15 protein-coding genes are annotated in these 21,900 nt (G+C 51.0%); 9 read left to right on the top strand and 6 right to left on the bottom strand.

The window, feature by feature from the left end; genetic code table 11:
• From KOO63_07365 to KOO63_07390, 6 genes are all read left to right on the top strand, one after another.
• Positions 1-1,797, top strand: a 1,797-nt coding sequence (locus KOO63_07365; protein MBU8921623.1) for an FAD-dependent oxidoreductase, incomplete at its 5' end; no start/stop codon positions are given.
• Positions 1,790-2,065: a hypothetical protein gene (locus tag KOO63_07370; protein MBU8921624.1), complete on the top strand. Its 276-nt coding sequence runs from the start codon at positions 1,790-1,792 to the stop codon at positions 2,063-2,065. The genes KOO63_07365 and KOO63_07370, both read left to right, overlap by 8 nt.
• Positions 2,066-2,069: 4 nt before the next feature.
• Complete coding sequence (locus KOO63_07375) at positions 2,070-3,146, top strand: 4Fe-4S dicluster domain-containing protein (protein MBU8921625.1); 1,077 nt, start codon at positions 2,070-2,072, stop codon at positions 3,144-3,146.
• Positions 3,147-3,259: 113 nt separating this feature from the next.
• On the top strand, positions 3,260-3,739 hold the full coding sequence (locus KOO63_07380) for a DsrE/DsrF/DrsH-like family protein (protein MBU8921626.1): 480 nt from the start codon (positions 3,260-3,262) through the stop codon (positions 3,737-3,739).
• Between the two features lie 113 nt (positions 3,740-3,852).
• Positions 3,853-5,280: an aminotransferase class V-fold PLP-dependent enzyme gene (locus KOO63_07385; GenBank protein ID MBU8921627.1), complete on the top strand. Its 1,428-nt coding sequence runs from the start codon at positions 3,853-3,855 to the stop codon at positions 5,278-5,280.
• 196 nt (positions 5,281-5,476) lie between these two features.
• Positions 5,477-7,375: a DUF1080 domain-containing protein gene (locus KOO63_07390; protein ID MBU8921628.1), complete on the top strand. Its 1,899-nt coding sequence runs from the start codon at positions 5,477-5,479 to the stop codon at positions 7,373-7,375.
• Between the two features lie 10 nt (positions 7,376-7,385).
• Here the strand turns inward: KOO63_07390 and KOO63_07395 are convergent, their stop codons facing one another.
• Positions 7,386-8,378 (bottom strand): PhzF family phenazine biosynthesis protein, encoded by a 993-nt coding sequence (locus KOO63_07395; GenBank protein ID MBU8921629.1) that lies wholly within the window; start codon positions 8,376-8,378, stop codon positions 7,386-7,388.
• Positions 8,379-8,581: 203 nt separating this feature from the next.
• Here KOO63_07395 and KOO63_07400 point away from each other — a divergent pair, with 203 nt between their 5' ends.
• The 3 genes from KOO63_07400 to KOO63_07410 all read left to right on the top strand — a co-directional run bounded on the left by KOO63_07400 (position 8,582) and on the right by KOO63_07410 (position 14,456).
• A complete protein-coding gene (locus tag KOO63_07400) occupies positions 8,582-9,949 on the top strand; it encodes an MFS transporter (GenBank protein MBU8921630.1) in 1,368 nt (455 codons plus the stop codon).
• Between the two features lie 172 nt (positions 9,950-10,121).
• Complete coding sequence (locus KOO63_07405) at positions 10,122-13,157, top strand: PAS domain S-box protein (GenBank protein MBU8921631.1); 3,036 nt, start codon at positions 10,122-10,124, stop codon at positions 13,155-13,157.
• A gap of 135 nt (positions 13,158-13,292) precedes the next feature.
• Entirely contained in the window at positions 13,293-14,456 is a 1,164-nt protein-coding gene (locus KOO63_07410) for an ATP-grasp domain-containing protein (GenBank protein ID MBU8921632.1), read from the top strand.
• Positions 14,457-14,488: 32 nt separating this feature from the next.
• On the opposite strand, the gene KOO63_07415 is transcribed toward KOO63_07410, so the two are convergent.
• Genes KOO63_07415 through KOO63_07435 form a run of 5 tightly spaced genes read right to left on the bottom strand, consistent with a single transcriptional unit; the run spans position 14,489 to position 21,879 of the window.
• Positions 14,489-15,529 (bottom strand): 4Fe-4S binding protein, encoded by a 1,041-nt coding sequence (locus tag KOO63_07415; protein ID MBU8921633.1) that lies wholly within the window; start codon positions 15,527-15,529, stop codon positions 14,489-14,491.
• The gene (locus tag KOO63_07420; GenBank protein MBU8921634.1) at positions 15,522-15,974 is read right to left on the bottom strand and encodes a hypothetical protein; all 453 of its coding nucleotides are present in this window, start codon (positions 15,972-15,974) and stop codon (positions 15,522-15,524) included. Before KOO63_07420 ends, KOO63_07415 begins: the two co-directional genes overlap by 8 nt.
• Before the next feature lie 55 nt (positions 15,975-16,029).
• A complete protein-coding gene (locus KOO63_07425; GenBank protein MBU8921635.1) occupies positions 16,030-19,164 on the bottom strand; it encodes an efflux RND transporter permease subunit in 3,135 nt (1,044 codons plus the stop codon).
• Positions 19,161-20,396 (bottom strand): efflux RND transporter periplasmic adaptor subunit, encoded by a 1,236-nt coding sequence (locus tag KOO63_07430; protein ID MBU8921636.1) that lies wholly within the window; start codon positions 20,394-20,396, stop codon positions 19,161-19,163. Before KOO63_07430 ends, KOO63_07425 begins: the two co-directional genes overlap by 4 nt.
• Entirely contained in the window at positions 20,389-21,879 is a 1,491-nt protein-coding gene (locus KOO63_07435) for an efflux transporter outer membrane subunit (protein MBU8921637.1), read from the bottom strand. Before KOO63_07435 ends, KOO63_07430 begins: the two co-directional genes overlap by 8 nt.
• Between the last annotated feature and the right edge of the window lie 21 nt (positions 21,880-21,900).

Raw genomic sequence — 21,900 nt, forward strand, 5'->3', positions numbered from 1 at the left:
ACTGCATTCAGGTGCCGCAGCTGTGCAGGCAGCGTCATATATGGAGAGAAAGAGGAAGGGCCGATGAGCAAGAGGAAGGTCGGAGTCTACATCTGCCATTGCGGGGGTAACATCTCCGATTATGTCGACGTCGAAAAAGTCAAATCCGATATAGAGAAAGACCATGACGTGGTCGTGACCAGGACCACAATGTTCACCTGTTCTGACGCCTCCCAGAACCAGATCATGGAGGATATCAGGGAGATGAACCTCGACGGGATCGTCGTCGCATCCTGCTCACCGAAACTCCACCTCTCCACCTTCAGGAGCGCCGCCGACAGAGCCGGGTTGAATCAGTTTCAGTACATACAGGTGAATATAAGGGAACAGTGTTCATGGGCCCATTCGGACGACCCGAAGGGAGCAACGAAAAAGGCCGTGGGTCTTGTCAGGGGTGGCCTGGAGAAGGCGAAACTGACAGAGCCTCTCGAGCCTATAAGAGTCACCTCGGTCAAAAGGGTCCTGATAATCGGCGCGGGCATAGCGGGGTTGAGGGCGGCAATCGAAGCGGCTGATCTTGGCGTGGAAGTCTATCTGGTCGAAAGAGAGAATAATGTCGGTGGAACGGTCGGCACTCTGGGGGCGATGTATCCCTCGGGCAGGAAGGGTTCGGAGATAATCGACCGCCTGATGGAGCAGGTCGAGGAAAGAAGCAACATAACCCTCTATACCGGTTCGAAGATGGTATCGAGGGAAGGATATATCGGGAACTTCGATGTCAGAATAAGAGTTTCTTCCGGAGACGAGATAGATCTGAACATCGGCGCTATAATAGTGGCTACGGGATTCAGGCCCTACGAGCCAGCTGAAGGTGAGTACGGCATGGGCCTGAGTGGTGTCGTGACTCTTCCTGAGTTCGAACAGATGATCGAGAAGGCCACCGGCAGCCCTCTGATATACAAGGGGCGAAGGGTGGGTACAGTCGCGTATATATATTGTGTCGGAAGCAGGCAGGGCCCTGAAGTGGAAGACGGGAACAGATACTGTTCGAGATATTGCTGCAATGCCGCCGTACACGCCTCGACGCTTGCCGCCGGGTTGCCAGGCGGAATGGATTCATATCATCTCTACAGGGACATACGGACATACGGAAAATTCGAGCAGCTCTACGAGGATGCTTCCAGTAGCGGATCGATATTTCTTCGATTTGATCCGAAAGAGAAACCTGAGGTATCTTTGGTGGGCAACGAGCTGAAAGTGAACGTGAAGGACCTTCTCACCTGTGGTGAAGAGATCGAGATACCAGTGGACCTGGTCGTCCTGGTCACAGGCATGATTCCGGCGGATAACACCGAGTTGACATCGATACTGAGGCTTCCGCTGGGAACTGACAGGTTCTACAACGAGATACATACTAAACTACGTCCCGTGGAGACTGTGATAGCCGGTGTTTATCTGGCAGGGAGCTGCCAGTCGCCGAAGAATTCGACCGAGTCTGTCATCTGTTCACTCTCAGCTGTCTCAAAGGCGGCGTCGCTTCTGGTAAAGGGTTATGTCGATCTTCAGCCTTTCGTGGCATTCGTGAGGAACGGACTCTGTAGCTGGTGCGGTGAATGCGAGCCTGCCTGCCCCTATGGCGCCATTTCGAAGATAGAGGAGGACGGTAGGGAGATAGCTTACGTTACAGACGTCCTGTGTACCGGCTGTGGCGCCTGCCTGCCGGTATGTTCGAAGGACGCCCTGCAGCTCAAGGGGTTCACCGATGAACAGGTCATGTCGATGATAGAGGGATTTGCCAGGGAGGTCGAAGGTGTCTGACAGGATCGAAAAGGCCTTTCCCGAGAGCATCGAGATATCAGGTAAGAGGAAAGAGATGTCCAGGATGGAGTCAGCCATGAGGGGACCCATACTGGAAGCATTGAAACCCGGGCCGATGACTGTTCCCGAGGTCGCTGAGGCGATAGGAGCAGAGACCCACGAGACGATGCGCTGGATGATGGGTTGCTGGAGATACGGGTATATCACGGCGACCGGCGAAGTCACAGACGAGGGCTATTACAAGTATGCTCTCGCGGTGAGGGATTAGAGAGATGCAGAAAGTCGACCGGAATATTCGGAAAAAGGTAAAGGAGCTGGGAGCCTTCGATATGGAGGCCTGCTACAGCTGTGGCAACTGCAGCGCCATCTGTCCCCTTTCGGAAGGCGATGTCTCCTTTCCAAGAAAGATGATAAGGTACTCGCTGCTTGGCCTGCAGGAGAAACTCGTGTCCTCGCCTGAGCCCTGGTTCTGTTACTACTGTGGCGAATGCAGCGACACATGCCCGAGGGAGGCAGATCCCGGCGGCCTCATGATGGCCCTTAGAAGGTTCGCGATAAGGAAGTATTCTTTCGGAAAGATCGCTGACCTCTTCTACTCTTCTTTCGCTTCAGGAGCGGCATGGATATTTCTCACTCTTGTTGCGTTAATGCTGATAGTCTTCTATTACGACCGATCCATGAATCTCGAGGAAGTCGAATTCCTCTCCTTCATGTCCCTTGAGCACATACATAACGCAGGGGTGACCTTCGGATGGTTCCTGTCCGTGGCCCTTGCGCTGAACCTCACAATCATGGTCAGGGCACTTACCTTCAGGGGGCGGAAGAAACCAAAACTGAAGGACCTGGCCTCTTCTTTCATTCCCGTAGTGCGTGAAGCCCTGTTGCAGAGAAGGACTACAAAATGCGAAGGGGACAGGAAGAGGTACTGGGCACATATGGGAGTCTTCTGGGGATTTGCCGGAATGTTTCTCGCCACCATCCTGGTCATGGGGATAGATTACGAGTATCTTGGGATCAGCAGGTCGATACCGTTCATCCTGGGCTCTGTTTTCGGGGTGTTGACTCTTGTCGGCACATCCTACTTTATATACCTCAGGGCGGGCAGGAAAGGATGGCCTTTCAAGAGGTCTCATCCTTCGGACTGGATATTCCTGGTGCTGATCGTACTTTCCGTCTCGAGCGGGTTTGTAATGGATCTTTTCAAGGTCCTCGAGATGCCGAGAGCAGCTTACATCACATTTGCTTTTCATCTGATTGCCGTATTCGACTTGCTCGTTTCGTTGCCATTTACCAAGTTTGCACACATGATATATCGCCCTATGGCCCTTTGGCTTGCGGGCATTAGATAAACTAAAATATCAAGTAGTGGTGCCCTTCGTGCGGGCATCAGGCCTGTCCGGGGGAAAGCCTGACAGGGAGAGCCGGTTTAGATCACCGGACATGTAATGACAGGAGGAAAGTTATGGAGGAAAACGTACGGGAAAAGGCCAGTCTTGTCGTTTTAAGCGGCGACATGGACAAGGTGATGGGTGCATTTATCATCGCCAACGGAGCTGCGGCATTCGATATGGATGTCACGATGTTCTTCACCTTCTGGGGACTTAAAGCCCTGCAGAAAGGTAACCTCACAGGGAAGAGTTTCTTCGGCCGGATGCTCGGTCTGATGAACAGGGGAGGAGCCGACAGGCTGGGTCCCTCGAAGTTTAATTTCGGCGGGATCGGACGCTGGATGTTCAAGAAGATGATGAAGGATCAGAATGTCATGTCGTTGCCGAAACTGATCGAGCAGGCAAAGGAGCAGGGAGTAAGACTGGTTGCCTGCGAGATGAGCATGAACGTGATGGAGATCGCCAAGGGAGATTTCATCGAGGGAGTGGAGATAGGTGGAGTCGCCACTTTTATTTCCGAGGCCTCAGATTCGAATTTCTCGCTCTTTATATAAATGCTGGAATAATGGAGCCGGGTCGTATAACTTACTTCTGAGATCGACGAAAGCCCTTCCACGGCCTGTGGCCGGGAAGAATCGGGTGATGTCCAGCTGGAGGTAGGAATCCCTTGAACGATTCAACGAAGCATGTTTCGGAAGAAGAAATAGCAATAAGCTACCGTGAATTTCTCAAAGAATATCCCGAATACAGGAACACGGATAAGCTCGACGAGTTAAGAGTAAAGGAATTCTCCAGGCTCGATTCCCAGGGGCATATATACCTCGACTATACGGGCGGTGGCCTGTATGCCGACAGCCAGATAAGACGTCATTCGGAGTTCCTTATTGGGAATGTCCTTGGCAACCCGCATTCGTCGAATCCGACTTCGACATTTACTACGCGGAAAGTGGAGGAATGCAGGAAACGGGTGCTGGAGTTCTTCAACGCTTCTCCCGATGAATATGTGCCTGTCTTCACCGCAAACGCGAGCCAGGCCTTGAAGCTGGTGGGAGAGTCCTATCCGTTCCGAAATGGAGACCAGCTTCTTCTCAGCTTCGACAACCATAACAGTGTGCTCGGGATAAGGGAGTTCGATAAGACTCATGGTGCCGTGACCAGGTATGTTCCGGTCATTCCTCCCGATCTCAGGATCAACCAGACCGTCCTCGAGGAATATCTCGACGGGAAGGACGCATCCGAGAATGGGCTTTTCGCCTATCCCGCTCAATCGAATTTCTCTGGTGTCCAGTATCCGCTGGAATGGATCGAACTGGCGAAATCAAGGGGGTGGGACGTGCTTCTTGACGCGGCGGCATTCGTTCCGACGAACAGGCTCGATCTGAGCGTATGGAACCCTGATTTTGTCACTATATCGTTTTACAAGATGTTCGGATACCCTACCGGGGTAGGATGCCTTATAGCCAGAAGAGAGGCCCTCGAAAAGCTTCACAGGCCCTGGTTCGCCGGTGGGACCATAACGGTGGTCTCAGTTCAGGCCGACCAGTTTTATCTCGCTCCGGGAGCTGAGGGGTTCGAAGACGGCACCCTTGATTACGCTAATCTGCCAGCGATATGTGTCGGGCTCGAACACCTTGAATCTGTCGGTATAGAATATATCCATGAAAGGGTGGGGTGTCTCAGTCACTGGCTCATCATGAACCTTCTTGGTCTGAAACATGGAAACGGAAAGTCTGTCGTCAGGCTTTATGGTCCGACAGAACGTAAGATGAGAGGGGGGAGTGTCACTATCAATATTTACGACAGAGAAGGCACAGTGATCGACCATCAGCTCGTCGAAAAGAAAGCGAACGAATGGAAGATATCCCTCCGGACTGGCTGTTTCTGTAATCCTGGCGCTGGCGAACTTGCTCTCGGACTCTCGAAGGATGAGATGATAACCTGTATGCAGGGCCCGGAGTCGAGGATGACCATCGATGAGTTCCGGCAGTGTATAGATGGAAAGAGCACCGGAGCGGTCCGTGTCTCGACGGGCATCGCCTCGAATTTCAGAGACGTTCGGCTGTTTCTCGAACTGGTCCGCCAGTTTGTGCAGTAGAGTGTTCACGCAATAGTAGTAAGAGTTTCCCCCCCATCTCCTGGCCGGTATGATAGTCCCATTCCTTCCGCAGCAATATTTTCATATTTTCTATAAAAAATGCCGAACCAGGGTTTCATGTGTATACAGGGGAAGGACGATCAAAGATCAGTTGAATTGACGGGCGTGGCCATCTTAATCGTGAAAGGGGATTTTTATGAGACGAGTCTTGATCATGGGAAGACTGGTTTTGGGAATGGTAGTGGCGGTTCTTGTTGTCAGTGGCGCGGATGCCTCGGCCTCAGGTAATGAGGAAGGAATCATACCTTTCGATACCGAGCACTGGGATTTTCTTTCGGCAAAAGTGACCGAGTTTCAGGGCAGGGAATGTCTGATGGGGTTCGCTCTACTCAAAGATGTCGAATTCGGAGACGGTGTTCTTGAAGTCGACATGGCTGTTACAGAAGCGAGATCATACGCTGGCTTCGTCTTCAGGATATCAGGGCGGGGTAATTATGAGCATTTCTATGTGCGAGCACACAGAGAGGGACTTTACGGGGACGACCTTCAGTATGCACCGGTCACGAACGGGATATCCAGCTGGCAGTTGTACAGCGGTGCCGGGTTTTCTGCGGCATGGGATCCTCCAGACAATGAGTGGTTTAATGTAAGGCTCGAGGTCAAGGGTTCACAGGCCAGAGTTTTTATAAATGGTGAAGAAGTCCCCAGGCTGGAAATAGACCATCTTCAGCATGGTGTGTCACAGGGGAGGGTCGGAGTGCAGGGGCAGATGAACGGCAGCGCCTATTTCTCGAATTTCAGATTTACTCCCGGTGACGATCTCGTATTCGACGAACCTGAGCCGATGGATCCCACCCCTGGCCTGGTCAGGGACTGGAAGATCTCCCAGGTGTTCAGGGTGCTTGACCTGAATATCGATACGAAGTTCGATGAGAAAGAACTGGGGATAGCGTGGAGTAATATCAGCACAGATGAAACGGGCCTGGTCGATGTGGCGAAAAAATATTCGAGAACGGGCAGGGAACCTGATGTGATCTTCGCCAGGACCACTATCCGTTCGGACAGAAAAGAGAGAAGAGAATATAAATTCGGTTACAGTGACTATATCGCTGTCTTCCTGAACGGGGACCTTCTTTTCAACGGATTGAGCGGTTATCGTCAGAGAGACCCTTCATTCGTGGGGATAGTCGGGCTTTTCGACGGAGTATATCTTCCTCTCAAGAAGGGGAAGAACGACCTCGTCGTGATGATCGCAGAGAGTTTCGGAGGCTGGGGCTTCATAGCTCAGGATGCCATGGCGGAATTCCTCGCTGAGGAAGTCAGCAGGGGATGGAAGGTGGAAAAGGGATTAAGGATGCCCGAATCGGTCGTATACGACAGGAAGAGAAAATCGATCTATGTCAGCAACTTCGACCAGTTCAACTTCAGAAACCCGGCGATCTCCCAGTTTATTACAAGGCTCGACATCGATGGGAGTATCAGGGAACTGAAATGGGTGGACGGCCTCGTCAATCCTACTGGAATGATATTGTCCGGGGGAAGTCTATTTGTTGTCGAAAGGACAGGTGTCACCGAGATAGATCCTGATACCGGGGAGGTTCTCGGCAGGAACTTGATTCCAGGCGTAATCTTCCTCAATGATATTGCGATCGACGACAAGGGTAACCAGTATGTTTCCGATACGGAAAAAAATGTGATATTCAGGTATGATGGCGAGAAATGGGAGCAGTGGATGACTGCACCTGCTATAGATAACCCGAATGCGCTTCTATTTCATGACGGCCTGCTTTATGTGGGAAATAACGGAAAGAAGGAACTGCTGGCGGTCGAATTGAAAAACGGAAAGAGCAAAGTAGCTGCCAGACTGGGAGAGGGAATCATCGATGGTATACAAGTGGAGAAGAACGGTTCGCTTCTCGTCTCCCACTGGGAAGGTAAATTATTCAGAGTAAGACCTGGAGGAGAAATCAAATTACTCTTCGATACGAGGACTTTGCAACAGAACACGGCTGATTTCGGGTTCATACCCGAGAAGAATATGGTGTTGATCCCTACTTTCAGAGATAGCAAGGTCGTTTCTTACAAGCTCGATTGATTTTGTAGTATTAAACCAGTTCCATCGATGATGGATCGATCTTTCTCTCGATTGATTTGACGGCAAGGCCGCCAACACGGATAGATATGTCGCTGCCTTTTCCATCGACCTCCACCAGTATGCGTGCGAGGCTGTCTGTTTCGTTGCCCTGCTGCATGACCATGGAATCCAAGCCTGTTATATCGAATTTTCTCAGGTATGATCCCAGTCCCGCCGATCCGGTAGCGGAGGCCGGGTCTTCCCAGAGCCCCATTGCCGGGCTGAAGTTCCGGGAGTATGTGATGCAAGTGGAGTCGAAAGTATCCAGGGAAAAGATCTGGTTGCTGAACGTATTGTATTTTCGATTGAGCATTCCCAGCTTGATGAGATCAGGACGCATCGCAGCGATCGTCTCTTTATTCCTGATGGGGATGATGAGCCAGTCGATCTCATTGCTTGCCTTGACAAATGGCAGCCCCGCTGACCTTATCTCCGCGGCGTCGATTCCCAGTACTTCCGCGATGTCTTCGACAGGGATATCACAGTGCGTAAATGAGTATCGTGGTTGAGATATCATGATCTTCTGGAGAATGCCGCTGTTCCCCTGACCTGAATCCAGCCTCAGGCCGGATTCGTCCTCATTCAAGTCTATTCCTGATTCGTAGTCAGACCTGAAGTAGACATCCAGCGGAATACTGCCTACGAGTGTCTCGAATGGGACTCTTGTCATTCCGTCCGAAAGTTTTATCCTGCCTTCCTCGATCAGGGCATAGCAGGCTGCGAGCATGACGTGGCCGCTGATCTCCAGTTCCTTGTCAGGAGTAAAGAAACGCACAGAGAAGTCGTTTTTTCCGCGGCATTCCGAGACATAGGCCAACTCGATCAGGTTCATCTTCATCTCGGCAGCCAGAGCCTGCATGGAATCGGTGGACAGGCCGTCTGCATTTGTGACGATCCCGGCCGGATTACCACAGAAGGGATCCGTCGTGAATACGTCTATTCTTTTTAAGATAATGTCTTTCATCTGCCTCCGATATCTGGACTCCGCAGATTGCATGTCTATAGTGCAAAAGTCCTACTGACCCGGCTGGTCATATCCTGAATCAAGATCTGTAACACATTAATTATTATACAGATAATTATTCACGACCCTGTTCGGGAGTATCGATGTATCCCCCGGAATACAAGTTGTGCAATTACGACACCGGGAAAGAGGGTTTATTACCTTTGATTAAAGGACGCCCTGGATTAGACTCCACGATGAGGGTGCCTTCGGATCATTACGCGGATGTCGGGAAGAGAGATGGAATGGCGAGTTACTGGAAATCGAACAGAAGAGCAATAGCTGGATGGGCGATTTATGATTGGGCAAACAGTGCGTTTGCAACTACTGTGATCGCTGGGTTTTACCCGGTGTTCTTCAACCAATACTGGAGCACTGGAGTTGAGACTACAACGACTACGGCGAGGCTAGGGCTCATCAATTCTATCGCCGGCCTCGTTGTTGCTGTTCTGGCGCCTTTCATCGGAGCGATAGCCGACAGGTCATCTTCCCGCAAACGTTTCCTCATATTTTTTGCCTATATGGGGGCCGCGCTTACCTCGTCGCTCTATCTTGTGAACTCAGGCCGATGGGTGGCTGCTTCGATCATCTATATACTTGCTTCGATCGGGTTTTCCGGGGGGATGGTATTCTATGATTCCATGCTGAAGGACGTGTCGCATCGAAAGAATGCCGACATGATATCCTCGCTGGGATATTCACTTGGTTATCTGGGTGGTGGAGTACTTTTCGCGATCAATGTATGGATGACCGTCTCACCAGCGAGATTCGGATTGTCTGACGCCAGCGAAGCGGTGAAATTCTCCTTTCTGACAGTGGGGATATGGTGGGCTGTATTCACGATCCCACTGATCCTGTTTGTCAGGGAAAAAGAGAGCGGAAGCGGCAGGTGTGACCTGGAAACGATCCGGTCGGGTATTAAGGAGATCCTGTCTACATTTCGTGAGATAAGGAGTCTCCGTCCGATCCTGCTTTTTCTCCTTGCCTACTGGTTTTATATAGATGGTGTTGACACGATAGTCAGAATGGCTGTCGATTATGGCCTCTCTATCGGTCTGGAGAGAAAGGATCTTATCCTTGCTCTTCTCATAACCCAGTTTGTAGGATTTCCTTCCGCGCTGGGATTCGGGATACTTGGTAGAAAAGTAGGGGCGGAAAAAGCAATATTCATTGCTCTGATCGTCTACCTTGGTGTCACGGTGTGGGCTTCGATGATGACTTCCAGGGCAGAATTCTACGCGCTTGCCGTGATCATCGGCCTGGTGCAGGGAGGGATCCAGGCTCTGAGTCGCTCATATTACTCAAGGATGATACCGGAAGGTAAATCTGCTGAATATTTTGGGTTCTACAACATGACAGGAAAGTTTGCCGCGGTACTGGGGCCTATTCTCATGGGAGGGGTCGGACTGGCCGCCAGAAGGGCCGGTCTTGGGGTCGGTGTCGCAACAAGGATCAGTATATTATCGTTGTCACTGCTCTTTATTACCGGAGGAGTTCTCCTGTTTATTTCCCGCCGCAAGTCTGATGCATGAGATCGAATAGTTTATTTCTGAAATCCATGAAAAAAATCACTAAGGATACGGGTGCTGACGAACGATTCATATATAAGAAAGTAATAAATTATCAAGTAAGTCTCTGGGGGCATGGGCCTGGTCACACCCAGGCGCCATGTCTGATGCGGATGTTTCCACTCTGGACGGTCGGATGGACGATAGAACAACAGGGCAACGCGACAATGGCCTCTCCTTTTCACGTGGGGCCGAGTGGCGTCTACTCGCACTCAAGACCGTTCTGCCGATATTTCTCACAGTAATACTTTTCATTTCCACGATTTATATCATCGCTCTTCCAGCGTTGCGCAGGGCAATGATGGATTCCAAGAAAGAGATGATCAGTGAACTGGCGAATACTGCCTGGGGACTACTGATCGATTATAACGCTCGAGTGGAATCTGGCGAACTGAGTGTCGCTGAAGCTCAGGAGAGGGCGATAGACAGGATCGGAGCACTCCGGTACGGGCCTGAGCGTGAGGATTATTTCTGGATCAACGATATGCGTCCTGTGATGATCATGCATCCTTACAGGACCGATCTGGTGGGTAAGGATCTCAGTGATTTTAAGGATCCGGAAGGCAATCATCTATTCATCGATTTTGTCGACACTGTGCAAGATGGAGGAGAAGGTTTTGTAGAGTATCTGTGGCAATGGAAGTCGGACAGCACCCGTATCGTTCCAAAATATTCTTTTGTAAAAGGATTCACGCCCTGGGGATGGATAGTCGGTACCGGCATGTATGTCGAGGACGTCTACGCGGAGATCGATCTTATCACCAGACGCGTCAATTTCATCTTTTTCATCATATTGGCTCTCGTACTATTGCTTTCATTCTTCATAATAATAGAGCGTCGGGAAATAGAGAGAAAGCGTTTGAGGACCGAGGAATCGCTTCTGATGAGTGAAAGGAAATTCAGGAGCATCAGTTCGTCGGCAATGGATGCGGTCGTGATGATGGATCACATGGGGGATGTGTCGTTCTGGAACGAAGCGGCCGAAAAGATATTCGGGTACAAGGCAGAAGAAGTAACGGGAAAACCGATTCATGACGCAGTCTTGCCGCCCGACTCGGACACGAATCACATGGAGATCATGGAAGAGTTCAGGAAAACCGGCCAGTCGAGACTCTTCGGCGAAGTCCTCAGTATGATCGCGGGCAGGAAGGACGGTTCGAGATTCCCTGTAGAGATGACGATCTCGCCGGTGATGATCGAGGGAAAAGTAAACGTAGTCGGAATCATCAGGGACGTTTCCAAGAGAATAGACGCGGAGAAGAGATTGAGAGAATCCAGGGAAAGGTGGACTCTCCATATTGATAATACACCGTTGGGATTCATTCAGTGGGACACTGATTTCAGGGTGATCGAATGGAACCCGGCAGCTGAAGCCATATTTGGATACTCTCTCGAAGAAGCCAGCGGTAGGAGAAGCGATGAACTGGTTATTCCCGAAGATGTCATTCCTTCTGTCGCAGATGTGTGGCAGAAACTTCTTAAGCAGAGAGGTGGCACCAGAAGCACGAACGAGAATATCACTAAAGACGGCAGGGTCATCCTGTGTGACTGGTTTAATACGACCCTTGTAAACGACGATGGGAAAGTGATCGGAGTATCCTCTCTGATAAGGGATGTGACCGAGATAAGGAAGGCCGAGGAGGATATCAGGAAACAGAGCGCGGCTCTCGAACAGGCGTTCGACGGTATCGCGGTCGTGGGGATGGATGACAGGATCCAGTTTGTCAATACCTCGTGGGCCAGGATGCATGGATATACGGCGGAGGAGTTGACAGGGCAGGATTATTCGATAAGCCATACGGAAGAACAGTCAAGAGGAGAAGTGGCTTTATTGCTCAAGGAACTGGAAAGGAACGGGGGGGCCAGCGCAGAAGTGGGGCATCGTCGTAAGGACGAATCTGTTTTTCCTTCGAGGATGACACTGAGCAGGCTTATGGACGAGCGCGGCAAGCCCGCAGGTATCATCGTTACTGTACAGGATATTTCAGAGCGAAAGAAATTGCTCAGTCAATTGTTGCAGTCACAGAGAGTCGAGTCGATCGGTCTGTTGGCCGGCGGCATTGCCCACGATTTCAATAACCTGCTCTCTCCGATACTCGGGTATTCGGAAATGCTGCTTACGGAGTTGTCACCCGAAGATCCGCGAGCTGACGATATCACACAAATCAAAATGGCCGCCGAGAGGGGCAGGGACCTTACAAGACAGCTTCTTGCTTTCGGCAGGAAGCAGATGCTTGAAGTGAAGAAAGTCGACATGTGCGGGATCCTGACTGGATTTGAAAAGATACTCAGGAGAACAATAAGGGAAGATATTGTCCTTGAAATAAATCTTCTGATGGAACCAGCGATGATCGAGGTCGATGTAACGCAGATAGAGATGATCCTGATGAACCTTGCAGTCAATGCCATGGACGCAATGCCGAATGGTGGCAGGATAACCATAACCGTATCCGAGACCCTGCTTGAGGAATCTTCGATACAGATGCGTCCGGGGACTGTACCTGGAAGGTATGTAGAGCTTTCTTTCAGTGATACAGGTGAGGGGATGGATGAGGAGACGGCGAGTCGCGTGTTCGAGCCATTTTACACGACAAAGGAGCAGGGGAAGGGAACAGGACTCGGACTGTCGACCGTTTACGGAATCGTACAGCAGCATAAAGGCAATATCTGGCTTTACAGCGAAAAGAATATCGGTACAACATTCAGAATCTATCTGCCAAAAGTCGAGGTAGTCAGTCCTGCCGTGAATGAGGACAAAAAAGCCCTTTCCGAGGAAGTGGGAGGTAGCGAGACGATCCTTGTAGTTGAGGATGAGGATATTGTAAGGGCCCTGGTCTCGAGGATACTCACACGCTGCGGATATCGGGTCATCCAGTATGCGAGGCCGGTGGAATGTCTCAGAAGTCTGCAGTCGTTTTCGGACAGGATAGACTTGCTCCTGACCGATGTGGTCATGCCTGGAATGAATGGCAGAGAACTCTATGACAAGCTTGCAGGGAAGATACCAGGTCTTCGCGTGATCTATATGTCCGGATACACTGACGATGTGATCGTCCACCAGGGGATCATTGATGATGGTGTTGAATATATCCAGAAACCGTTCTCAAACAATGATCTTTCCCTGAAAATAAGAAAATCACTGGATACTGCCGGGCCCACAACAGCGGTATGATGCCCTCCCTGTACCGAACCGAACCGAACCTGTACCGGTTTTCGGGTGATTCGCCTTGAGATGAAATGACTTTGATGACCAGCCAGTCGTGTAGTACCCTTCTTTCCAGACATCAATGAAAGGACGTCAGGCAAGATGATTATACTCGAAAAACCGTATGTATCGGGGATACTGGTGGAAATGCTGGAAAGACTGCAAGTGCCGGTCCTGAGAAACAGCATGGGTGAAGAAATAGCTCGGGAACATGATATCAGGCTGATGGATGAAGATACGTTTATTAACCTTTTCAGGGATAGTGAAAAGCCTTTGCTTTACAGCAATTCGGAAGACGCGATCGGTTGGATGGAGAATAAGCTGAGCTTCAGCAGCCTTCCGGGGATGATAGAACTTTGCAAGGACAAGGTGAGTTATAGAAAGCTGCTACAGGACGAATATCCCGATTTCTTTTTCGCTTCGATAGATTACGAGACACTTCCTGGTCTCGATACTTCCACGCTGAAAAAACCGTTCATCATAAAACCGGCTATTGGTTTCTTTTCGCTCGGTGTCTATAGGGTCGATTCCGACGATGAATGGCCTGAGGTGCTTGCCAACATACAAAGGGATGTCGAAAGGGTCAGGGGGATGTATCCGCGAGAGGTACTCGATACCAGACGGTTCATCATCGAAGAACTGATCGATGGTGACGAGTACGCTGTCGATCTGTATTACGACTCCGAAGGCAATCCGGTGATCCTGAACATACTTTACCATATTTTCAAGTCGGACGCAGATATGAGCGATCGTACATATGTCACTTCGCAGGAAGTCATCGAGCGCTGCCACGATATATTCGAAGGTAGACTGAGAAAGTTCGGAGAGCTTGCAGGGCTGAAGAATGTCCCGATGCATGTGGAGTACAGGCTGGACGACGGCAAGCTGGTGCCGATAGAAGCCAATCCGATGCGTTTCGCGGCATGGTGCACGACCGATATTGGATACCATGCCTGGGGGATCAATACGGTCGAGTATTTTCTTGAGGGGAAAAAGCCGGACTGGAAGGAGATCTTCAGTACGAGAGAGGGTAAGGTATATCCTCTCAATGTAGCACTGGTTCCTGAAGACATAGATATCGAGGATGTCAAGGATATCGATTATGAAGGATTCGCTTCGAATTACGGAAGCCTTCTCGAGATGAGGAAGATGGATTTTAGAAAATATCGCGTATTTGCTTTTACCTTTTCAGAGACAGACGAGAATAATCGCGAAGAGATCGACAGGATACTCAGGGCCGATCTGCATCCTTACGTCGTGACCTGACTGTTAACGAGATCTTCGAGATGAAGAAGTGATCATTCATCCGATATGCATGAGTGATCATCCATGAGTGGATGATCATCGCACGAGAACTTCGAGGGATGCGCGCTGCCTTTCCTGAAAAGCCTCATTCCGCCCAGACGGCAGGTATCGATACATTCTCCGCAGGCGATACATTCCTGATTATCGACACTGTACTTCTTGTCGTCCTCGATTATCGCGTCGATGCGGCAGCTTTTGACGCAAGACATGCATTGTGGACATTTTCTGCCCAGACCGATGACCGAGGCTCCCGGGATCTTCGTCACCCATCCGAGCATGAGTCCGATGGGACAGGCAGCTTTGCAGAACGGCCTGTAGATGAAGAGGGAACTGACAAGAAGAAGACCGAGGAGGTACCAACCGACCGAGGTGACGGAAGAAAGACTGAATGCCGTTTTGAAAGGATCGTAAATACACCATTTAGGATACTTCGTGATGGCGACCCAGGCGATTAGAGCAGCAAGCAGGATATACCTCATAAGCCGCATGACCTTCTGGGCTCTTACCGACCTGAAGAGGTCGAAACGCGATGGAAGGAAGATGAATTCCTGGAGCGCGCCCATATGGCATACCCAGCCGCACCAGACCTTGCCGAAGATGTATGTCACAGGAATGAGACCCACAAAATATACGAGACTTTTCCAACTGACCGATTTTCCAACAGCCAGCCGAACCGTCTGCATCACGCTGAGTATCGGACATGGGCAAGCTCCGTTATAGAATCCTAGAACAACAAGAGAGGCAAGCAGGAATACGATACGCAAGCCTCTGGTCTGTTTCGACCGCAGACAAAACCCCGCGGCGATCGAAGCGAGGATGGCTATGGTGCCCCACTTGAGGTTCCTGGTGAAAAAGGGTCGTGTCTGGATAACAGCAGTTGGCGATGTTGCCGAGGAGTCGTCCTCTATGACGGCATTCGCCTTGTCCAGAGGAAGAAAATCATCTGAATCCTGGGCAAAGGCCACACCAGTCCCTGCAAGAAAGGAGAATACGAGAAAGGCAGTCAGCATCTTGATGATAATCGTATTATTCATCTTTATTGCCGGGGTCCCTTCTTCTGTCAGGGATAAATTCCAGCGAAGACTTGCCACCCATGCGTTCACATATTCTCTCGGCGGTAAGGGTCACAGCTCCGTTATTACCATCGTCTTTTATTAAAACCATCATCTTTCTCTCCGCCACAACCGGCCTGTCCTTGAGCTTTTTCCATTTCGTCGCGGCGATTATCTCGGCGCCCGAGGCGTGGAATTCCGTGTCGGTGATCTCTACATGGCAGTTACCGTGCGTCAGGGTGAGGGAAAAGAGGACTGTGACAGTGTCCCCGGGGGCGAAGGTCTCCTTATCGCCGTCAATGACTTTCAATTCCATCCAGCACGCTGCCGCCGGTGAGACAGACAGGACGAGGACGGCAAGTGCGAGGGAGAAAAGAAGGGCTTTGCTGTTGTTATTTGCCTCGATAAGTGATGTCAGAAATCTCATGTCAGCCTCCTCGCAGGGGATATTTTATTAATAATGGCTCCTGAATACTTTGTTATCAAGATAGTTTTAATCTTACTCTCTTCCAGAGTATGTGCAGGTCCTCGAGTATCAGATAGAGACAGGGGATCAAAAGGAGTGTAATCACCGTTCCAAACAATACTCCGTATCCGAGGCCCGCAGCCATGGGAATCAGGAACTTCGCCTGCAGACTGCGCTCCAGAAGCATGGGGATCAGTCCTCCGAACGTAGTGATCGAAGTAAGGATAATCGCCCGGAACCTCAGCTTTCCGGCAGAAGTTATAGCCTCAAAATGTGTCTTTCCGTTCCCGCGGAGCCTGTTAGTCGCCTCAATGAGGACGAGTGAGTCGTTGACTACTACTCCCGAGAGGCCGACTATGCCGAACAGACTCATCATACTGATATCGAATCCCATGATGATATGGCCGAAAATCGCTCCGACGATCCCGAAGGGTATGGCAACCATGACGATCGCCGGCTGGGCGAATGACTTGAATGGAATGGCCAGGAGAGCATATATGATGAAAAGAGCTATAATGAAGGATTTGAGCACCGAGTCCATGAATTCTTTGTCTCTGCGGCCCGCTCCTTCGATCATGAATCTTACTTCAGGATACTGATGCCGGATCTCCGGGAGTATACTGGCTTCGAGTTCTCCATTCACTACGCTTGCATTGGCCTGAGCTTCGTCTATGTCGGCTGTAACAGCGATCACACGGCGCCTGTCGGTCCGGTTGATCGTGGCGTATCCCTGCTTGAGCTCGACTTCAGCTACCTGGTTGAAGGGGACTTCCACCTGGCCGGGGATCCTGATCCGCATCCGGTCTATCGAGTCGAGAGTCTTTCTCTCCTTGTCAGGATAGCGGACGAGGACCTTGACCTCGTCGATTCCTCGCTGGAGCCTGAGAGCCTCGCTGCCGTAGAATGCCGATCTCACCTGCCTAGCAAGGTCACTCAATGTGAGGCCGAGACTTCTGGCTTCGGGCTTGAGTCTCAGCTGGAGTTCGTCTTTTCCCGGCATGAAATCGTCGTTTATATCAGTAATGCCGGGGAATTCCCCAAGTTCTTTCTTCATTGCTTCGACAGCTTCGAGAAGAGCCTCGTGGTTGTCAGAGGAAAGGTGAACCTCGACTGGAGAGTCCATAGCACGCAATTGCCCGATAAAAGTCACAGATTCTGCCTCAGGGATAATGCCGACTTTCTTTCTCCATGCCTGTGCCAGTTTCGATGCCTGGTAATCTCTCTCCTCGCCTTCGAGGAGCTGGATATGGACCTGAGCCAGGTGGCCTCCGCTGGTGCTCGCCCCTCCGGGGCCCATTCCACCCATATGTACACCTATCAGAGAATAGTATTCCTTCATGACCGATTTATGTTCAGGGCGGCTCTCGTCAACTTCTTTCAATGCCTCTATCGCACAGTTTTCGATGTAATCGAGGACTTCCTCCGTCTTTTCGACCGGGGTACTGGAAGGCATCACGATAGAGCATACCAGATTGTCGGCTTCGATCTTGGGGAAGAGGGAGAACTTCATCCTGCCGCTGGTGAAGAGGCTGGCTGTGGTGATAAGAGTAAAGATACCAATAGCGACCACAACATATCTCCACTTAAGGCAGAGCTTTAAAAAGTTATCATAAGGGCCTTTAATAAAACGTTTTAGAGCCTTGTCGGTAAAAGCTAAAATTCTGTTGTCCTTTTCGTGGTCGGTGCCTGAGAACTTGCTTCTGGCAAGGTGGCCCGGCAGGATAAAGAGAGCTTCTACCAGGGATCCCACAAGGACAAGGATCACCACGATAGGAATATTTTTCATGAATTTGCCGCGAACGCCAGGGATCATCAACAGAGGGTAGAAGGCTGCAACCGTAGTGAGTACGGCGAAGATCACGGGCCTGGATACCTGTACGGCTCCGTCTACAGCACCCTGGATGCCACTGAGGCCATTTTCTCTCTTGCGATAGATGTTTTCGCCTATGACGATGGCGTCGTCAACTACGATTCCCAGGATAAGGATGAAGGCAAAGAGGGAGATAAGGTTGATCGATACTCCGAAAAATGGGAGAAGCCAGAGGCCAGTGGCAAAGGATATGGGAATACCCAGGGTCACCCAGAAAGCAAGCTTTGGATTGAGAAAGAGGCCAAGGATGACTATGACCAGAATGAGTCCGAGGGCCATGTTTCTGATGAGCAGGCTCAACCTGTCTTTCAATATCTTCGACGCGTCATTGAAGAAACTGATCTCTATGCCTTCGGGCAGATCGTCGCGGATACTGGCGATGTATTCTTTGACAGAAGTCGCTACACCGAGGGCGCTCTGGTCAGCGACTCTGTAGATTTCGATGAAGACGGCCGGTTTTCCCCTTGTGGAAAGGGTCAACTCGGTGTCTTCGAATCCATCGGAGAGGTCGGCAAGCTGTCCAAGTGTGACCTTGCTTCCGTCCGGATTCCTGATAATCGTGATATCGGAGTATTCTGACGCGTAGTAACGGCGGCCCTTTGTCCTGATCATCAACGTTCCGTCTTTTGACTTTATCGATCCGGCTGGAAGATCCAGGCTTTCCCTTGTCACCGCAGCTGCTACCTGATCGAGAGTCAGTCCATACCTGCGAAGGGTCGATTCGGAGATATCGATATGGATCTCTCCGCGTTTCACTCCGAAAAGTTCCACGAGAGTGATACCGGGCATCGTCGTAAGGTCGTCCTTGATCTTTTCCGCGAGGTTTTTGATCGTCCACTCTGGTGCGTCACCGAACAGGGCCAGGTTGATGACCTGGCTCTTGCGTATGACCTGGCGTATGACCGGTTTTTCAGCTTCATTCGGGAAGGTACGTATTCTGTCGACCTCTGCCTTGACATCGTTGACAAGAGTCTCTATATCCCAGCCATCGATGACTTCGATCGTGACCGTTCCGAAACTTTCTCTCGCCGCGGATGTGATCCTGTCGATTCCGGCAAGGCCCGCTATATTCTCTTCGATCCTCCTGACGATTGCCTCCTCGACTTCTTCGGGGGAGGCGCCTGGATACTCCATCGAGATCGAGATCATGTCCAGGGAGAATTCGGGGAATGTCTCAATTTTTACCGATTGTGCTGTTAGAAACCCGGCAAGTAGAAGGAAGACCATGAGCAGGTTGGCAGCAACATGGTTCTCTGCGAACCATTTGATCATTCCTTTCATCGTTTTGCCGATCCTTTCCTGCCGCGAAGCCTGACCTGCATACTATCGGTTACGACCTTAATCGGAGTAAGGATGACTTTATCGCCGAATTCTATGCCCGACTCAATAAGGGCCATGTCACCCTCGTAGCGTGTCAGAACGACTTTTCTGAAACGCAGGCGATCTTCGCCCTCAAGGATCCATACCGAATTATTATCATGCACCGCGCTTCTTGGAAGCAGGACAGAGTTTTCAATCTCATGACCGGATATCTCCACTTTCGCGAAAAGACCCATGGCAAGAGGTGGCCTGGCGGAATATGGTTGATCGATCCGAACGACCACATTGATCATCCTGGTACGTTCATCCAGTATTCCTTCTGCCCTCATCACCGTGGCCTTCCAGCTGAGAGTCTGTCCGGCGATCTCGGCGTAGACCATCGCGGGACTACCCTCTTCGTCATCGCTCGTGAAACCGGGAATGGAGAGCCAGGACAACTCTTCTGTGGCAAGAGGCACAGATATCTCGGCGGCTTCTGTGGAAAATATTGAACCGAGTGGCGCGCCGACAGGCACGAACTGTCCCAGGTCTATGTTCTTTCTGCTGACAATACCGTCGAAAGGCGCTTTCATAGATGTTCTCTCGAGGTTGAGCCCGGCCTTTTCCAGATCCGCCCGGCCGGCTTCAAGCGCTGCTTCGGCAGCGGCAAGCTGAGGTATCTTTGCAACGAGAGGGGGGGGAGAACCGGCATTTTCTTCGTCTCTGCTCAGACGCCATTCCTCAACTGCTATTTCGGCCTCCTCATCCATTATCTGGAGTTTACTCTCCAGGTCCTTGACCCTGGCTTGCGCTGACTTTACCGCCAGTTCGTAGTCCACTGGATCGATCCTTAGAAGGACATCGTCTTTGGCGAATGATCCTCCGTCCACAAGGGCAGAGGAGACGTATAGCACTTTTCCGCCGACCTGGGGAACCAGGTCGATAGATCTCAGCGGGGTGACCGTACCTTCACCGGAGATGACGACCTTTCTGGCGGATGGTTCGGCCTTCAGGACAGAGACCACGGGCTCGGGAATTCTGAAGTCACGCCGGGCTACTTCCTTCTTTGTGGCCATCATCACTTTAAAAATGGTTATGCCGACAAAGATTATGAGAAGTGTGACGACCAGCTGGAAAAGCTTCGGTCTATCCTGTCTGAACCGGGTCAATAATCCGGGTCTGTCCATGTTATGATCATTCCTTTCATCAGTCATTGTTCACATCGTCAATACCGGGCCACCTGCCAGCGAGGGCACGGTGAAGGGTCACTCTGTTCGTAAGGATCGAGAGGTCGACCAGGAGAAGGTTTTCCTCTGCCTGGTACCGTGCCTGCATCGCGTCGAGAACAGAAAGGTATCCTGAAATACCTCTTTCGTAACGGGCGGAGGCTATTCTCTCGACTTCTCTGGCTTTATTAACAAATATCAAGATCTTTTCTCTTTTCTCTATCTGTCTGTCGCGTGTGAGAAGCGTGCTTTCCACTTCGGCGAATGCCTGAAGCACGGTCTTTGCGTAGTCGATTGCCGACTGTTCGTATTGAGCCCATGCCACGTTTTTCGCGGCGATCAGTTTTCCTGAATTAAACAACGGCTGGGTCACTCCGGCGACGAGATTCCAGAGTATATTATCGGGAGTGAACAGGTCCGAGAGCTCCTCGCTTGTGTAACCATAACTGCCAGTCAGTGAGATCCGCGGAAAGAGATTCGATTTCGCCACACCGACTCGGGCCGCCGCTGAGTGAAGCCTCGCTTCAGCCGCAAGGATATCCGGTCTTTTTTCCAGGAGATCTGAAGGCAGGCCCGGTGGAACGGGGGAGAGGTCCAGTCTGTAATCATCCGTAGCCGGGGAATGAGTTTTAGATGATGGGTACCTGCCGACCAGGACGGAAAGTCTCTGTCTGGCTGTGCCCAGATTCTGGTGGAGTTGCGGCAGGGTCGATTCGGCCTGTGCCAGAGTCCTCTCGGCCTGTTTGAGTTCCAGGATCGAAGCGATACCTCTTTCATATCGAGACCTGACGATTCGGAGGCTTTTTCCGGCCGCACTGATATTTTCTTCTGAGAGCATTATACGTTTTTCAGAAGTCGAGAGCTGAATATACAGCGAGACTGTCTCGCTGATCATGGAATGCATTATTGTCCGGCGGTTTTCCCTTGAGGCAAGAAGAGTAGCCCTGGCCGCTTCCTCGGCCCTGGAAAGTCTTCCCCAGAGATCGATCTCGAAGGCAGCCGCGGCAGAGGCGTTGTAGCTCTCGCTCTCTCTTTCAGAAGTCATACCTGGAATCGATGTAGCCGGCATGTACTGACGTTGATAACTGCCGCTCAGATTTATCGAGGGGAGACGGTCGGCTCGGGACTGAGTGACATACGAACTGAATTCGCGAACTACAGCCGTTGCCCTGCGGATATCCAGATTGCCAGCGATCGTCTCTTCCACAAGCCTGTCCAGTCCTGGATCACCGAATGTGTGCCACCAGGCAGTGCCATCGTATGACATGGTGGTGTCTGTCGCGAGATTCTCATACGATATCGGGACTTCGACGGTTTCCGGCCTCTCGTGATCGGGCCCGGCTTTTAAGAATGGGACCGAACAGGAGGCGAGTAATACGGAAAAGGCCACAAGTGCTATCGCGATCGATATCCTGAATCCACTCAGTTCGATCTTTCCGAGTCTATGCATTGTTATTTTCAATCCGTTCATCCTGTCTCTCTCCGAAAATCA

The organism is Candidatus Latescibacterota bacterium, from assembly GCA_019038625.1.
Taxonomy (GTDB): Bacteria; Krumholzibacteriota; Krumholzibacteriia; order Krumholzibacteriales; family Krumholzibacteriaceae; genus JAGLYV01.

Excerpts from the sequence above, each read along its gene's own strand:
- KOO63_07380 (MBU8921626.1), top strand. The coding sequence starts at position 3,260 with ATGGAGGAAAACGTACGGGAAAAGGCCAGTCTTGTCGTTTTAAGCGGC.
- KOO63_07405 (MBU8921631.1), top strand. The coding sequence starts at position 10,122 with ATGGACGATAGAACAACAGGGCAACGCGACAATGGCCTCTCCTTTTCA.
- KOO63_07410 (MBU8921632.1), top strand. The coding sequence starts at position 13,293 with ATGATTATACTCGAAAAACCGTATGTATCGGGGATACTGGTGGAAATG.
- KOO63_07420 (MBU8921634.1), bottom strand. The coding sequence starts at position 15,974 with ATGAGATTTCTGACATCACTTATCGAGGCAAATAACAACAGCAAAGCC.
- KOO63_07390 (MBU8921628.1), top strand. The coding sequence starts at position 5,477 with ATGAGACGAGTCTTGATCATGGGAAGACTGGTTTTGGGAATGGTAGTG.
- KOO63_07435 (MBU8921637.1), bottom strand. The coding sequence starts at position 21,879 with ATGAACGGATTGAAAATAACAATGCATAGACTCGGAAAGATCGAACTG.
- KOO63_07430 (MBU8921636.1), bottom strand. The coding sequence starts at position 20,396 with ATGACTGATGAAAGGAATGATCATAACATGGACAGACCCGGATTATTG.
- KOO63_07415 (MBU8921633.1), bottom strand. The coding sequence starts at position 15,529 with ATGAATAATACGATTATCATCAAGATGCTGACTGCCTTTCTCGTATTC.
- KOO63_07425 (MBU8921635.1), bottom strand. The coding sequence starts at position 19,164 with ATGAAAGGAATGATCAAATGGTTCGCAGAGAACCATGTTGCTGCCAAC.
- KOO63_07395 (MBU8921629.1), bottom strand. The coding sequence starts at position 8,378 with ATGAAAGACATTATCTTAAAAAGAATAGACGTATTCACGACGGATCCC.
- KOO63_07375 (MBU8921625.1), top strand. The coding sequence starts at position 2,070 with ATGCAGAAAGTCGACCGGAATATTCGGAAAAAGGTAAAGGAGCTGGGA.